General features: G+C 46.4%; 14 protein-coding genes. All 14 read left to right on the top strand.

What is annotated here, in order from left to right:
• The first annotated feature begins 228 nt into the window (after positions 1 to 228).
• The 14 genes from rpoB (at position 229) to rplV (ending at position 16,434) form a co-directional block, all read left to right on the top strand.
• Positions 229 to 3,774 carry a DNA-directed RNA polymerase subunit beta gene (gene rpoB / locus AC3RCI_RS26135; RefSeq protein WP_095293424.1) on the top strand — a complete coding sequence of 1,182 codons (3,546 nt, stop codon included), beginning with the start codon at positions 229 to 231 and terminating at the stop codon, positions 3,772 to 3,774.
• Between the two features lie 112 nt (positions 3,775 to 3,886).
• The gene (gene rpoC / locus AC3RCI_RS26130; protein ID WP_095293423.1) at positions 3,887 to 7,501 is read left to right on the top strand and encodes a DNA-directed RNA polymerase subunit beta'; all 3,615 of its coding nucleotides are present in this window, start codon (positions 3,887 to 3,889) and stop codon (positions 7,499 to 7,501) included.
• 203 nt (positions 7,502 to 7,704) lie between these two features.
• A complete protein-coding gene (locus AC3RCI_RS26125; protein WP_076292165.1) occupies positions 7,705 to 7,953 on the top strand; it encodes a ribosomal L7Ae/L30e/S12e/Gadd45 family protein in 249 nt (82 codons plus the stop codon).
• A gap of 154 nt (positions 7,954 to 8,107) precedes the next feature.
• Complete coding sequence (rpsL, locus tag AC3RCI_RS26120) at positions 8,108 to 8,530, top strand: 30S ribosomal protein S12 (protein ID WP_017692070.1); 423 nt, start codon at positions 8,108 to 8,110, stop codon at positions 8,528 to 8,530.
• A gap of 86 nt (positions 8,531 to 8,616) precedes the next feature.
• Positions 8,617 to 9,087, top strand: coding sequence for a 30S ribosomal protein S7 (rpsG, locus tag AC3RCI_RS26115; protein ID WP_056697679.1), 471 nt, complete (start codon positions 8,617 to 8,619; stop codon positions 9,085 to 9,087).
• A gap of 47 nt (positions 9,088 to 9,134) precedes the next feature.
• On the top strand, positions 9,135 to 11,213 hold the full coding sequence (fusA, locus tag AC3RCI_RS26110) for an elongation factor G (RefSeq protein WP_153980060.1): 2,079 nt from the start codon (positions 9,135 to 9,137) through the stop codon (positions 11,211 to 11,213).
• A gap of 99 nt (positions 11,214 to 11,312) precedes the next feature.
• Entirely contained in the window at positions 11,313 to 12,503 is a 1,191-nt protein-coding gene (tuf, locus tag AC3RCI_RS26105) for an elongation factor Tu (protein ID WP_095362281.1), read from the top strand.
• Positions 12,504 to 12,939: 436 nt separating this feature from the next.
• Positions 12,940 to 13,248 (top strand): 30S ribosomal protein S10, encoded by a 309-nt coding sequence (gene rpsJ, locus AC3RCI_RS26100; protein ID WP_017692074.1) that lies wholly within the window; start codon positions 12,940 to 12,942, stop codon positions 13,246 to 13,248.
• A 43-nt stretch (positions 13,249 to 13,291) separates the two neighbouring features.
• A complete protein-coding gene (rplC, locus tag AC3RCI_RS26095) occupies positions 13,292 to 13,915 on the top strand; it encodes a 50S ribosomal protein L3 (RefSeq protein ID WP_095362280.1) in 624 nt (207 codons plus the stop codon).
• Positions 13,916 to 13,940: 25 nt separating this feature from the next.
• Positions 13,941 to 14,564, top strand: a complete 624-nt coding sequence (gene rplD, locus AC3RCI_RS26090) for a 50S ribosomal protein L4 (RefSeq protein WP_095293419.1) — start codon at positions 13,941 to 13,943, stop codon at positions 14,562 to 14,564.
• Complete coding sequence (gene rplW, locus AC3RCI_RS26085; RefSeq protein WP_024633586.1) at positions 14,564 to 14,854, top strand: 50S ribosomal protein L23; 291 nt, start codon at positions 14,564 to 14,566, stop codon at positions 14,852 to 14,854. The genes rplD and rplW overlap by 1 nt, the downstream gene beginning before the upstream one ends.
• A 31-nt stretch (positions 14,855 to 14,885) precedes the next feature.
• Positions 14,886 to 15,716, top strand: coding sequence for a 50S ribosomal protein L2 (gene rplB, locus AC3RCI_RS26080; RefSeq protein WP_095293418.1), 831 nt, complete (start codon positions 14,886 to 14,888; stop codon positions 15,714 to 15,716).
• Between the two features lie 71 nt (positions 15,717 to 15,787).
• Complete coding sequence (rpsS, locus tag AC3RCI_RS26075; protein WP_095293417.1) at positions 15,788 to 16,066, top strand: 30S ribosomal protein S19; 279 nt, start codon at positions 15,788 to 15,790, stop codon at positions 16,064 to 16,066.
• 35 nt (positions 16,067 to 16,101) lie between these two features.
• Complete coding sequence (gene rplV, locus AC3RCI_RS26070) at positions 16,102 to 16,434, top strand: 50S ribosomal protein L22 (protein ID WP_095293416.1); 333 nt, start codon at positions 16,102 to 16,104, stop codon at positions 16,432 to 16,434.
• The last annotated feature ends 12 nt before the right edge of the window (positions 16,435 to 16,446 follow it).

Below are 16,446 nucleotides of genomic sequence, written 5' to 3'. Positions count from 1 at the left end.
CCTACGTTTGGCGTATAATATGTACATTTTGGGCAAACTGGGGATAAGTATGATTTTGGAAGACATCCGCCGATCAAAGTTGCTCTTTTTTCGAACGACATTCGAGTAAGGGCTTTTCTTTATTTGTGGATGCATTGCTTTGCTCTGTATGTGTACCATTATAAGGTTACAAACAGAGGTTCGCAACGAAATTTTTAAAGTGAGTAGACATTGAGGGGTGAGTTTAAGTTGGCAGGACATCTTGTTCAATATGGTCGACGCACTCGGCGCAGTTATGCACGAATTAACGAGATACTCGAAGTTCCGAACCTGATTGAGATCCAACAAAAATCTTACGATTGGTTTTTGGAGGAAGGGTTGCGCGAAATGTTCCAGGATATCTCGCCGATCCAGGATTTTACAGGCAACTTGATTTTGGAATTTATCGATTACAGTCTCGGTGAACCGAAGTATACAGTAGACGACGCGAAAGAGCGTGACGTTACTTATGCAGCACCGCTTCGGGTCAAAGTCCGGCTCATTAATAAGGAAACCGGCGAAGTCAAAGAGCAGGAAGTATTCATGGGAGATTTCCCGCTGATGACCGAAACCGGCACATTTATTATTAATGGTGCGGAACGGGTTATTGTCAGCCAGTTGGTTCGCTCTCCTAGCGTTTACTTCAGTACCAAAGTAGATAAGAACGCCAAAAAAACGTATACCGCTACAGTTATTCCTAACCGCGGCGCTTGGCTCGAACTGGAGATGGACGCGAAGGATGTTGTATACGTCCGGATCGACCGTACACGTAAAATTCCAGTTACGGTTCTACTGCGTGCTCTTGGTTTTGGCACAGACGCTGAGATTCTGGATCTGCTCGGTAATGACGAATATATTCGCAACACGCTGGACAAAGACAATACGGATTCCACGGAGAAAGCGCTGATTGAAATTTATGAGCGTCTTCGTCCGGGCGAGCCACCAACGCTGGATAACGCGAAAAGCTTGCTCGTAGCTCGTTTCTTTGATCCAAAACGCTATGACCTGGCTAACGTAGGTCGTTACAAAATCAACAAAAAGCTCCACATCAAAAACCGTTTGTTCAATCAACGTTTGGCTGAGTCTCTCGTTGATACTGAAACTGGCGAAATTATCGCCGAAGCAGGTCAAATGGTTGACCGTCGTTTGCTCGATGAAATCATGCCATATCTGGAGAAGAGTGTTGGCTTCCGTACGTATCACGTAGCTAACGGAGTTCTGGATGCGAATGATATTCCAATGCAAACAATTGATGTGTTCTCGCCGATTGAAGATGGTAAAGTCGTTAAACTGATTGCCAATGCTAACATTGATAAATCAGTGAAGAACGTAACACCGGCAGATATCATTTCTTCAATCAGTTATTTCATTAACCTTCTGCACGGCATCGGAAGCACAGATGATATCGATCACCTGGGTAACCGTCGTCTGCGTTCGGTTGGTGAACTCTTGCAAAACCAGTTCCGTATCGGTTTGTCCCGTATGGAACGTGTTGTTCGTGAGAGAATGTCCATTCAGGATGCTAACGTGATCACGCCACAGGCATTGATTAACATACGTCCTGTAATTGCATCTATTAAAGAGTTCTTCGGTAGCTCCCAATTGTCACAGTTTATGGATCAAACGAACCCTCTGGGTGAGTTGACGCATAAACGTCGTCTGTCCGCACTCGGACCGGGCGGTTTGACACGTGAGCGTGCAGGCATGGAAGTCCGTGACGTCCATCCATCCCACTATGGCCGGATGTGTCCAATCGAGACTCCAGAGGGACCAAACATTGGTTTGATCAACTCCTTGTCTACATTTGCCCGTGTGAACGAATATGGTTTCATCGAAGCTCCATATCGCTGGGTCGATCCGAAGACTGGTGTCGTAACCGAGCAAATCGATTATCTGACAGCAGACGAAGAGGACAACTACGTTGTCGCTCAAGCGAACGCGAAACTGAATGAAGATGGAACATTTGCAGAAGAAGCGATCATTGTACGTTACAACAAACAATCGGATAACATCCTTACGATGCCGAGCGAGCGCGTTGACTACATGGACGTATCTCCTAAACAAGTTGTATCCGTCGCTACGGCGCTCATTCCGTTCCTTGAGAACGATGACTCCAACCGCGCACTGATGGGATCCAACATGCAGCGGCAGGCGGTTCCTCTCTTGATTCCTAAAGCTCCGCTTGTAGGAACAGGTATGGAACACAAAGCTGCAAAAGATTCCGGTGTATGTATTGTCTCCAAATATGACGGGATTATTGAACGTTCTTCTGCGAATGAAATCTGGCTCCGTCGTGTGGAAGAGGTAGATGGCCAAGAAGTTAAAGGCGATATCGTTAAATATAAATTACACAAATTTATGCGTTCGAACCAAGGAACATGCATTAACCAACGTCCGATTGTCAAACGTGGTGCTGTTGTCAAAGCTGGCGACATCCTCGCTGACGGTCCTTCGACGGAAATGGGAGAATTGGCTTTGGGACGCAACGTCGTTGTTGCCTTCATGACTTGGGAAGGTTACAACTACGAGGATGCGATTCTACTTAGTGAAAAACTCGTGAAGGAAGATGTCTACACATCCATCCACATCGAGGAGTATGAGTCAGAAGCGCGTGATACCAAGCTCGGACCTGAAGAGATCACACGTGACATCCCTAACGTAGGGGAAGAAGCGCTGCGTAACCTCGATGAGCGTGGTATTATCCGGATTGGTGCCGAAATCGCTGCTGGCGATATCCTGGTTGGTAAAGTAACGCCTAAAGGTGTAACTGAACTGACTGCGGAAGAACGTCTCCTGCATGCAATCTTCGGTGAGAAAGCACGCGAAGTTCGTGATACATCCTTGCGTGTGCCTCACGGTACTGACGGGATCGTCGTAGACGTGAAAGTATTTACCCGTGAAAACGGTGATGAACTGCCTCCAGGTGTTAACCAACTCGTTCGTGTCTATATCGCTCAAAAACGGAAAATCTCCGAGGGTGATAAAATGGCCGGACGTCACGGTAACAAAGGGGTCGTAGCTCGTATCCTGCCGGAAGAAGATATGCCATTCCTGCCGGACGGAACACCGGTTCAAATCGTTCTTAACCCGCTGGGCGTACCTTCCCGGATGAACATCGGTCAAGTGCTCGAAGTTCACTTGGGTATGGCTGCTATGCAGCTCGGTATCCACGTAGCTACTCCTGTATTCGACGGAGCGAAAGAGTATGACGTCTTCGATACGATGGAAGAAGCAGGCATGCAGCGTAATGGTAAAACCGTTCTGTACGATGGCCGTACGGGTGAAGAGTTTGAACGTGAAGTAACTGTCGGCGTCATGCACATGATCAAGCTGGCGCACATGGTTGATGATAAAATCCATGCCCGTTCCACAGGTCCTTACTCACTCGTTACGCAACAGCCGCTGGGTGGTAAAGCCCAATTCGGTGGACAGCGTTTCGGGGAGATGGAGGTTTGGGCGCTTGAAGCATACGGCGCTGCCTATACTCTGCAAGAAATCTTGACTGTTAAGTCCGATGATGTTGTTGGTCGGGTGAAAACATATGAGTCCATTGTCAAAGGTGAGAATGTTCCGGAGCCGGGTGTTCCTGAATCGTTCAAAGTATTGATCAAAGAGCTGCAAAGCTTGGGTATGGACGTTAAGATTTTGAGTGAAGATGAACAAGAGATTGAAATGAAAGAAATGGACGATGAAGATGACGCTGCGAGCGATAAGCTCAGCCTCAACCTTGAGGGTTCAGAGGTCGGAGTGGAGTAACCACTTCGGGCGCATGATGACCGGCGTTTTTCATCAGGCTCGCGTCTTGCTCCGGCTTCGGCCGGAGAAGGCGTAACCTAGAATACAGGAATTGGTTAAGGAGGGTTGCTCCTTGTTGGACGTCAACAATTTCGAATACATGAAGATCGGGCTTGCTTCCCCAGAAAAAATTCGTTCTTGGTCCCGCGGAGAAGTGAAAAAACCGGAAACGATCAACTATCGTACGTTGAAACCGGAAAAAGAAGGGCTGTTCTGCGAAAAGATTTTTGGCCCTACGAAAGACTGGGAATGTCACTGTGGTAAATACAAACGCGTTCGTTATAAAGGCGTTGTCTGTGACCGCTGTGGTGTTGAAGTAACACGTGCCAAAGTACGCCGTGAACGGATGGGCCATATTGAGCTCGCTGCTCCGGTATCGCACATCTGGTACTTCAAAGGTATTCCGAGCCGCATGGGTCTCGCTTTGGATATGTCTCCAAGATCACTTGAGGAGATTATCTATTTTGCATCTTATGTAGTAACTGATCCAGGAGAAACTCCACTGGAGAAAAAACAGCTGTTGTCCGAGAAAGAATACCGCAGCTACCGTGAAAAATACGGATATGGTTTCCAAGCTGGCATGGGTGCAGAAGCGGTTAAAAAACTGCTTCAAGACCTTGATGTAGACAAAGAGCTTGAATTCCTGAAGGAAGAGCTCCGCACTGCACAAGGACAACGTCGTAACCGTGCAATCAAACGTTTGGAAGTTATTGAAGCTTTCCGCAACTCAGGTAACAAACCTGAGTGGATGATCATGGATGTACTTCCTGTTATCCCGCCGGAGCTTCGTCCAATGGTACAATTGGATGGTGGACGTTTTGCAACGTCTGACTTGAATGATCTGTACCGCCGTGTAATTAACCGGAACAACCGTCTGAAACGCTTGCTTGATCTGGGCGCACCAGACATCATCGTGCAGAACGAAAAACGGATGCTGCAGGAAGCTGTTGACGCATTGATCGACAACGGTCGTCGCGGACGCCCGGTAACGGGGCCTGGTAACCGTCCATTGAAATCTCTCAGCCACATGCTGAAAGGTAAACAAGGACGTTTCCGTCAAAACTTGCTCGGTAAACGTGTTGACTATTCTGGTCGTTCTGTTATCGTTGTCGGACCTTACCTGAAGATGTATCAGTGTGGTCTGCCAAAAGATATGGCACTTGAACTGTTCAAGCCTTTCGTAATGAAAGAACTTGTGAATAAAGGGCTTGCCCACAATATCAAGAGCGCAAAACGTAAAGTTGAGCGTGTAAGTCCTGAAGTATGGGATGTTCTTGAAGAAGTAATTAAGGAGCATCCGGTTCTACTCAACCGTGCCCCTACGCTTCACCGTCTCGGTATTCAAGCGTTCGAACCAATTCTGGTTGAAGGTAAAGCCATTCGTCTTCACCCACTCGTATGTACGGCATACAATGCCGACTTTGACGGTGACCAAATGGCCGTGCACGTTCCGTTGTCTGCTGAGGCACAAGCGGAAGCGCGTATCCTGATGCTTGCATCTGGTAACATTTTGAACCCGAAAGACGGTAAACCAGTTGTTACCCCTTCCCAGGATATGGTCCTAGGTTCATACTACCTGACTATGGACAACAAGGAAGAAAAGGGTACTGGCATGATCCTGCGTACAGTGAACGAGGCTGTATCTGCGTATCAACGTGGTACTGCCGGCTTGCATGCACGCGTAGCGATTCCGGTTAAAGCTCTGGGTAAAACTAGCTTTACTGAAAAACAACAAGATGCAATGTTGCTGACAACTGTCGGTAAAATCATCTTTAATGAAATCTTCCCAGCAAGTTTCCCTTACATTAACGATGCAACTCGTGCAAACCTTTATCAAGGTACTGCAGAGCATTTCTTTGTGTATGAGAAGGGGACTGACCTGAGAGAAGCAATCATGAACGCACCTCAAGCAGGTGGTGTTGGTAAGGAATATCTGGGTACAATCATCGCTCGTTGTTTTGAAATTTACCATACAACGGAAACAGCCGTTATTCTGGATAAAATCAAACAGCTTGGTTTCACGTACTCGACTCGTGCCGGTATTACGGTTGCGGTTTCGGACGTTGTGGTACCAGATGAGAAAACAGAGATCCTCAGACAATCCGAAGAAAAAGCACAAATCGTTACGAACCAGTACCGTCGTGGTCTGATTACGAATGAAGAGCGCTATGACCGCATCATTGATATCTGGTCTAAATCGAAAGATGATATCACCGAGATTCTGATGAAGTCGATGGATCGTTACAACTCCATCATGATGATGGTTGACTCCAAAGCACGGGGTAACAAATCGCAAATCACCCAATTGGGCGGTATGCGTGGTCTGATGGCCAACCCGTCTGGTCGTATCATCGAACTCCCAATCAAATCGAACTTCCGTGAAGGTCTGACGGTACTCGAATACTTCATCTCGACACACGGTGCCCGTAAAGGTTTGGCCGATACGGCCTTGCGTACAGCCGACTCAGGTTACCTGACTCGTCGTCTCGTAGACGTGGCACAAGATGTGATCGTGCGTGAAGATGATTGTGGTACAGATAAAGGATTTACGGTTAGCCGTATCCAGGATGGTAAAGAGGTTATTGAAGATCTCTACGACCGTATCGAAGGAAGATACTGCTTCGAAACAGTTCGTCATCCGGAAACAAAAGAAATTATTGCACATCGCAATGAGCTGATTGACTCCGACAAAGCAGAGGCAATCATCAAAGCAGGTGTAACCAAATTGCAAATCCGCTCCGTACTCAGCTGCCGTGCTCGTCATGGTGTCTGCAAAAAATGTTACGGTCGCAACCTGGCGACTGGTAAACACGTGGAGATCGGTGAAGCAGTTGGTATCATCGCTGCACAATCCATTGGTGAGCCAGGAACACAGCTGACAATGCGTACGTTCCACACCGGTGGTGTAGCCGGAGACGATATCACGCAAGGTTTGCCGCGTATCCAGGAGTTGTTTGAGGCTCGTAATCCTAAGGGTCAAGCAACGATCAGTGAGATTGACGGTATTGTCAAAGAGATTCGCGAAGCAAAAGACCGTCGCGAAATCGAAATTCAAGGTGAAGCGGAATCCAAAGTTTACTCCGTTACCTACGGTTCCCGTGTTCGCGTAAGCGAAGGCATGGAGATCGAAGCAGGCGACGAGCTGACTGATGGTTCCATCGATCCAAAAGAAATGCTGCGCATCAAAGGCGTACGTGGTGTACAGAACTACATTCTGCAGGAAGTACAACGCGTATACCGTAACCAGGGCGTAGAAATTAATGATAAACACGTTGAAGTTATGATCCGTCAAATGCTGCGTAAAATCCGCATCGTTGATGCAGGAGATACAACGCTGCTGCCAGGATCGTTCGTGGATACGCATGAGTACGAAAGAGCTAACAAAACAGCGATTCTTAGTGATAAAGAGCCAGCGGTTGCGAAACCAATCTTGCTCGGTATCACAAAAGCATCTCTCGAAACAGACTCCTTCCTCTCTGCGGCATCGTTCCAAGAGACTACGCGTGTACTGACAGATGCAGCGATCAAAGGTAAAGTCGATCAGTTGCTCGGTCTGAAGGAAAATGTAATCATCGGTAAACTGATCCCTGCAGGTACAGGTATGAACCGTTACCGCAGTATCAAATTTGCTGAGCCGGAAGATGGTCAGTCTTCAGTTGAAGAACTTGAGCCCGTTTCCGTTGATTAAATAGATTCCCCCTGTTTAGGGTGAATATAAAGTTTTGTATGTCAGGGGATGGACGTCTGTTTAATGCAGACGGACATTTCCTGATGTGCGAAAACTATGAAAAAATGTTTTACGATTAGCATTGACATTGCTTGCGCTAGATGCTAATATATCAAAGGTGCGTGAGCAGCTGATTGTATATGTCCTATTCGGAGGAATGAACAATGTCTAATGAAAAAGGCCTGCAAGATGCTCATGTCAAAATAGGTACAAAACAGACCATGCGGATGGTCCAGTCAGGAATGGCTGCTGAGGTCTATGTGGCCGAAGATAGTGATCCGCAGCTCACTTCCAAAATCATTGCCTTGTGTGAACAACACAATGTGAAGTACACGAAAGTGGACACAATGAAAAATCTCGGCAAAGCTTGCGGGATTGGAGTGGGAGCAGCAATGGCTGCTGTCGCAAAATGATAGGGTAAGGAACGTTTTTGTCCGAGAACTTTTTAGGGATTCTCCAAGGCAAAAACTTTTCATTTGTCTTTTTATGAACCGCCTGGGTCTGTGGACTTAGCGATAAGAGGTTTATAAAGAAACATGAACAATTGAGGAAGGGGGTGGCAATCACATGCCAACTATTAACCAACTGGTACGCAAAGGACGTCAAGCTAAAGTTGAAAAGTCCAAATCACCAGCATTGCAAAAAGGGTTCAACGCTTTGAAACGTGAATCTACTAACATCAGTGCCCCACAAAAACGTGGTGTCTGCACTCGTGTAGGTACAATGACTCCACGTAAACCGAACTCTGCACTTCGTAAATATGCCCGTGTTCGTTTGACGAACCGTCTCGAGGTAACTGCTTATATCCCGGGTATCGGACATAACTTGCAAGAGCACAGTGTTGTATTGATTCGCGGAGGTAAAGTTAAGGACCTTGCAGGGGTTCGTTACCACATCGTTCGTGGAGCACTCGATACTGCAGGCGTGAACAACCGTATGCAAGCTCGTTCTAAATACGGTGCTAAACGTCCTAAAGCTAAAAAAGCCTAACACATTATAAGAAGCGATCCTGAATATTCTCTGGCTTAATGTCCAGGGTACAGGATCAGCTTAGCAAGAAAGAAAGGGGGATATCCATGCCACGCAAAGGTCCAGTTACGAAAAGAGACGTGTTGCCAGATCCGGTATACAACTCCAAGTTGGTTACTCGTTTGATCAACCGCATCATGCTCGACGGAAAACGCGGTGTTGCTCAAAGCATTCTGTATAATGCGTTCAAGTTGATCCAAGAACGCACGGGTAATGACCCGATGGAAGTATTTGAGACAGCAATCAAGAATATCATGCCAGTCCTGGAAGTTAAAGCTCGCCGTGTCGGCGGTGCCAACTACCAAGTACCAATCGAGGTAAAACCAGAGAGACGTACTGCTTTGGGTTTACGTTGGCTCGTGAACTACTCCCGCAACCGCGGTGAGAAAACAATGGAAGAGCGTTTGGCGGCTGAGATCATCGACGCTTCCAACAACACAGGCGCTTCCGTTAAGAAACGTGAAGATACGCACAAAATGGCTGAAGCGAACAAAGCGTTTGCTCACTACCGTTGGTAGGATTCAGTTCACAATAAAAACTTCAATTTTGAAGGGAGACCCATTTCATGGCAAGAGAGTTCTCCTTGAAAAATACACGTAATATCGGGATCATGGCTCATATTGATGCGGGTAAAACCACGACAACTGAGCGGATCTTGTTCTACACAGGCCGTACGCACAAAATCGGTGAAGTTCACGAAGGCGCTGCGACAATGGACTGGATGGAACAGGAACAGGAGCGCGGAATTACGATTACTTCCGCTGCGACTACCGCTGCTTGGAAAGGCCACCGCGTTAATATCATTGATACCCCGGGACACGTTGACTTCACTGTTGAAGTTGAACGTTCCCTTCGTGTATTGGACGGAGCAGTTGGTGTATTCAGTGCGAAAGAAGGCGTTGAGCCTCAGTCTGAAACTGTATGGAGACAGGCTGACCGTTACGGCGTACCTCGTATCGCTTACGTAAATAAAATGGATATCATCGGTGCTGACTTTTTGAACGTTGTCGCTGACATGCGTGATCGCCTTCAAGCGAACGCAGTTGCGATTCAACTGCCAATCGGCGCTGAAAATGATTTTGTAGGTATCATCGATATCGTTGAACAAAAGGCTCATATGTACAAAGATGACCTTGGACAAAATATCGAAGAAACCGAAATTCCTGCGGAATTTGCTGATCAAGTTGAAGAACTCCGCAACGAATTGATTGAGCGGGTTGCAGAACTGGACGAAGAATTGACTATGAAATACCTGGAAGGCGAAGAGATCACTGTTGAAGAGATCAAATCCGCTCTCCGTAAAGGTGTAGTAGAAGTTAAGATCTTCCCAGTAATCTGTGGATCCTCTTATCGTAACAAAGGTGTTCAACTGATGTTGGACGCTGTTATCGACTACTTGCCAGCTCCAGTTGACGTTCCAGCAATCAAGGGTCTCCTTGAAGACGGAACAGAAGCAGTTCGCAAGTCTTCCGATGAAGAGCCATTCTCTGCATTGGCCTTCAAAATCATGACTGACCCTTACGTTGGTAAATTGACATTCTTCCGCGTATACTCCGGTATTCTTCAATCCGGTTCTTACGTATTGAATGCCACTAAAAACAAACGTGAGCGTATCGGTCGTATCCTTCAAATGCACGCGAACAGCCGTCAAGAGATCACTGAAGTTTACTCCGGTGACATTGCAGCTGCCGTAGGTTTGAAAGATACAGGTACAGGTGATACACTATGTGATGAGAAAAACCCGGTTATCTTGGAATCGATGAACTTCCCTGATCCGGTTATCGAAATCGCCGTTGAACCTAAAACCAAAGCTGACCAAGATAAAATGGGTGTTGCTCTCGGTAAGTTGACAGAAGAGGATCCAACTCTTCGCGCTCACACTGACGAAGAAACAGGTCAAACAATCTTGGCAGGTATGGGTGAGCTTCACCTTGATATCATCATCGACCGTATGCGTCGTGAGTTCAAGGTTGAAACTACTGTGGGTAAACCACAAGTAGCTTACCGCGAAACATTCCGTGCTCCAGCGCGTGTTGAAGGTAAATTCGTTCGTCAATCCGGTGGTCGTGGTCAATACGGTCACGTATGGGTTGAGTTCGAACCACTCGAGCCAGGTACAGGCAGTCAGTTCGAAAGTAAGATTGTCGGTGGTTCGGTTCCGAGAGAATACATTCAACCAGCACTGTCAGGGATTGAAGAGCAAATGAAAAACGGCGTTATTGCAGGCTTCCCGCTTGTAGACGTTAAGGCTACAATTGTAGACGGATCTTACCATGATGTCGATTCCAACGAGATGGCATTTAAAATTGCCGGATCGATGGCGCTGAAAGCAGCAAAAGACAAATGTAGTCCAGTTCTGCTTGAGCCAATCATGAAAGTAGAAGTAACCGTTCCGGAAGAGTACATGGGTGACGTTATGGGTATGTTGAACTCCCGTCGTGGCCGCATTGAAGGTATGGATTCCCGTAGTGGAGCTCAAATCATTCGTGCTAAAGTACCTTTGTCCGAAATGTTCGGATACTCTACAACTCTTCGTTCCGGTACTCAAGGACGCGGCGTATTCTCCATGGAGCTTTCTCACTATGAAGAAGTTCCTAAGAGCATCGCTGAAGAGATCGTTGCCAAAACAAAAGGCACCGAGTAGTTTTCTCACACTGGACGCTAGTGCATAGGGATATAATCTTCTAGATGCTAACGTCCAGTGAAAACATAAAATTTAACATTTTAAGGAGGCCACGTTCAAATGGCAAAGGCTAAATACGAACGTAATAAACCACACGTTAACATTGGTACTATCGGTCACGTCGACCATGGTAAAACAACTCTGACTGCTGCAATCACTACTGTATTGTCCAAAACTTACGGTGGCGCAGCGATCGCTTTCGATCAAATCGACAAAGCTCCAGAAGAGCGCGAACGCGGTATCACAATCTCCACAGCTCACGTTGAGTACGAAACTGACGCTCGTCACTACGCTCACGTTGACTGCCCAGGTCACGCCGACTATGTTAAAAACATGATCACTGGCGCGGCACAAATGGACGGAGCTATCTTGGTAGTATCCGCAGCTGACGGCCCAATGCCACAAACTCGTGAGCACATCTTGCTCTCCCGTCAAGTAGGCGTACCTTACATCGTTGTATTCTTGAACAAATGCGACATGGTTGAAGACGAAGAGTTGTTGGAACTGGTTGAAATGGAAGTTCGCGACTTGCTCAACGAATATGAGTTCCCAGGTGACGATACTCCAATCACTCGTGGATCCGCTCGTGAAGCTCTGCAAAATCCTGATGGTGAGTGGGCTCAAAAAATCGTTGAGATGTTCAAAGAAATCGATACTTACATCCCAACTCCAGAGCGCGACACTGACAAACCTTTCTTGATGCCAGTTGAGGACGTATTCTCCATCACTGGTCGTGGTACAGTTGCTACAGGTCGTGTAGAGCGTGGTACTGTTAAAGTCGGTGAAGAGATCGAAATCGTGGGTATCCACGAAGAAACTAAAAAATCCGTAGTTACGGGCGTTGAAATGTTCCGTAAATTGCTGGATTCCGCTCAAGCGGGTGACAACATCGGCGCATTGCTGCGTGGTGTTGACCGTGAAAGCATCGAGCGTGGACAAGTACTTGCTAAACCAGGTTCTGTTAAACCACACACAGAATTTACAGCTCAAGTATACGTTCTGACTAAAGAAGAGGGTGGACGTCACAAACCTTTCTTCACAGGATACCGTCCACAATTCTATTTCCGTACAACTGACGTAACAGGTATCATCAACCTGCCAGAAGGTACTGAAATGGTAATGCCAGGCGACAACATCACAGTAACTGTACAACTGATCAATCCAATTGCGATTGAAGAAGGTACACGCTTCGCGATCCGCGAAGGTGGACGTACAGTTGGTGCCGGTGCAGTAGCATCCATCCAAAAATAATTCAGCTTTCTGCTGAGTAAGCATATGCAACAGTGTACTGGAACGAGTAACATTGTACTGTAACGAAGCTTCGGAAGAGTTCTTTATCCGACATCGGATAAAGAACTCTTTTATTATGTGTAAGAGATTCGGAACCTGCGTCATACTGTGAATAGCAATCAGATGTATATAAAAGATCGGTTAAGGCAGCTTGCATAACAAGGGAACAACACATTAAACAACGTCATTTCGATATGAAAAGATTAGTTTAAATGTTTTTCTTAAATATGCTTGCAATACGCCCATTTTTTCTATATAATAATGAATGTTGTTCTGAGACGTTGCGATGATGTGAGAGGTTACTGACACACCCGGCCCCTTTGCCATGGGAGGGATGTCGGAAAATTTTCACGGAGTATGTCCGATAATAAATTGGGCGATAGAAGGAGGGACTAAAATGGCAAAGCAAAAAATTCGTATTCGTTTGAAAGCTTACGACCACAGAATTCTTGATCAATCCGCGGAGAAAATTGTTGAAACAGCAAAACGTTCGGGTGCTGGTGTATCTGGTCCGATTCCGCTTCCAACTGAAAAACAAATCATTACTATTCTTCGTGCGGTACACAAGTACAAGGATTCTCGGGAGCAATTCGAGCAACGCACACATAAGCGTTTGATCGACATCGTTAACCCGACTCCACAAACTGTGGATGCCTTGATGCGCTTGGATCTGCCGTCCGGTGTAGATATCGAAATCAAACTGTAATATAAATCAACAAGACCATGTATAAAGGAAAAGAGGTGTCAACATGAAAGGTATCTTAGGAAAAAAACTTGGAATGACTCAAGTGTTTACCGCTGAAGGTAACGTAGTACCAGTAACAGTTATCGAAGCAGGACCTTGTGTTGTTTTGCAAAAGAAAGATCTTGAGAACGATGGCTACGAAGCAGTTCAAATCGGTTACTCCGATAAGAAAGAGAAAAATGCCAATAAGCCAGAAGCAGGACACGCTAAAAAAGCGAATACTGCCCCTAAGCGCTACGTTCGTGAACTTCGCGGCATCAACATCGCGGAATATGAAGTTGGCCAAGAGTTGAAAGCTGACATTTTCGCAGAAGGCGAATTCGTTGACGTAACGGGTATTTCTAAAGGTAAAGGTTTTGCCGGCGTAATCAAACGTTGGGGACAAAGCACTGGACCTATGTCTCACGGTTCTCGTTATCACCGTGGCCCGGGTTCGATGGGTTCGATCCAAGCTAACCGCGTTCCTAAAGGCAAACACTTGCCAGGACACATGGGTCATGAGACTGTTACAATCCAACGTCTTGAAGTTGTTAAAGTAGACGCTGAGCGTAACGTGTTGCTCGTGAAGGGTTCCATTCCTGGACCGAAAAACAGTCTTGTAAAAGTTAAAGAAACGGTGAAAAAATAACCACTGAAGAAAGGAGGAACACAAAATGCCAAAAGTATCAGTTTACAATGTAGATGGTAGCCAAGTGGGCGAAGTTGAACTGAACGATGCAGTATTCGGAGTAGAGCCGAACACTTCCGTTCTGTACGATGCAGTGCTTATGCAACGCGCTTCCCTTCGTCAAGGTACCCACAAAGTAAAAGGACGTTCTGAAGTACGTGGCGGTGGACGTAAGCCTTGGAAACAAAAAGGTACAGGTCGCGCTCGTCAAGGTTCGATTCGTTCTCCACAATGGAAAGGCGGCGGTATCGTATTTGGTCCGACACCACGGAGCTATGCGTACAAACTGCCTAAGAAAGTTCGCCGTCTGGCGATCAAATCAGCTCTTTCATCCAAAGTGCTCGACAATGACATTATCGTTTTGGACGCTCTTTCGTTGAGCACACCTAAAACAAAAGAATTTGCAGCCATCTTGAACAACTTGAAAGTTGGACGCAAAGCTTTGATCGTAGCTCCTAGCTATGATGATAATGTGGCTCTTTCCGCACGGAATATTCCTGGCGTGAAATTCGTAGCAGCTGACGGCATTAATGTTCTTGACGTGCTTGCGCACGACAAACTGATCATTACGAAAGAAGCAGTTCAGAAGGTAGAGGAGGTGCTCGCGTAATGAAGGATCCTCGTGATATTGTTAAACGTCCGATTATTACGGAACGTACTGCTGACATGATGAATGACTTGAAATATGTATTTGAAGTCGATATCCGTGCAAACAAAACCGAGATCAAAAAAGCCGTGGAAGCTATTTTCAACGTAAAAGTGAAAAACGTGAACACTCTTCGTGTTCCAGCTAAGCCTAAACGGTACGGACGTTATTCCGGATATACTAGCGAATGGAAAAAAGCGTTTGTAACACTGACACAAGACAGCAAAACGCTTGAGTTCTTTGAAACTGTATAATTGAAATTGTTGAAGTAAGGAGGGAAACCCAGTGCCAATCAAAAAGTATAAACCGACATCCCCGGCAAGACGGAACATGTCCGTATCTACATTTGAGGAAATCACCACAGATCAGCCGGAGAAATCGTTGTTGGCCCCACTGAGCAAAAAGGCTGGCCGCAACAACCAAGGTAAAATTACAGTTCGTCACCACGGTGGTGGACATAAACGTAAATACCGTATCATTGACTTCAAACGTACTAAAGATGGAATACCGGGCCGCGTTGCTACGATCGAGTATGACCCGAACCGTACATCGAACATCGCCCTGATCCACTATGCTGATGGTGAGAAACGTTACATCATCGCTCCTAAAGGATTGAAAGTTGGAGATCAAATCTTCTCCGGTCCTGAATCCGACATCAAAATCGGTAACGCACTGCCACTTGAAAACATTCCAGTAGGTACCGTTATCCACAACATCGAGTTGAAACCAGGTAAAGGCGGACAATTGGTTCGTGCTGCTGGTACAGAAGCTCAATTGCTTGGTAAAGAAGAAAAATACGTTTCCGTTCGTCTCTCTTCCGGAGAAGTTCGTCGTATTCTGAAAGTTTGCCGTGCAACAATCGGGTCTGTTGGTAACCAAGACCACGAGCTCATCAAAATCGGTAAAGCCGGTCGTAGCCGTTGGTTGGGACAACGTCCTGAAGTTCGTGGTGTAGTAATGAACCCTAACGATCACCCACACGGTGGTGGTGAAGGTCGTGCTCCAATCGGACGTAAATCGCCAATGTCACCATGGGGTAAACCTACTCTTGGTTACAAAACGCGTAAGAAAAATAAAGCTTCTGATAAATACATCATTCGCCGCCGCACGAAGTAATACACACTGTGCATAACTTCGTGAGGCATCTGCGGATGCATAAACGCTACGTTTGAAGGGAGGATCTCCACATGGGTCGCAGTTTGAAAAAAGGGCCATTCATTGATGGCTACATGCTGAAAAAGGTAGAAGAGATGGACGCTTCCGGTAAAAAGAACGTTATCAAAACCTGGTCCCGTCGCTCTACAATTTTCCCACAATTCATCGGACACACATTCGGCGTATATGACGGACGTAAACACGTGCCAGTATACGTGACTGAGGACATGGTCGGACACAAATTGGGTGAGTTCGCTCCAACCCGTACGTACAAAGGCCATACTGATGATGACAAGAAAACAAGAAGATAAATGAACATCTTTAATGTTTGAGAGGAGGTTACACAATGGAAGCAAAAGCACATGCTAAGTTTATCCGGATTGCTCCTCGTAAAGTTCAACTCGTTGTTGACTTGATTCGCGGCAAGCAAGTTGGTGAGGCGGTTGCCATTCTCCGTCACACTCCGAAATCCGCTTCTCCAATCGTTGAGAAGTTGCTTAACTCCGCTATTGCGAATGCGGAACATAACTATTCTATGGATGTTAATAACTTGGTCATTTCGCAAGCTTACGTGAACCAAGGACCGACAATGAAACGTTTCCGCCCTCGTGCAATGGGACGTGCAAGTCGTATTAACAAACGTACTAGCCACATCACTTTGGTGGTATCTGAAAAGTAGAAGGAGGGAAAA

The organism is Paenibacillus sp. MT124, assembly GCF_058792755.1.
This window is presented reverse-complemented; position numbering and strand designations above follow the sequence as displayed.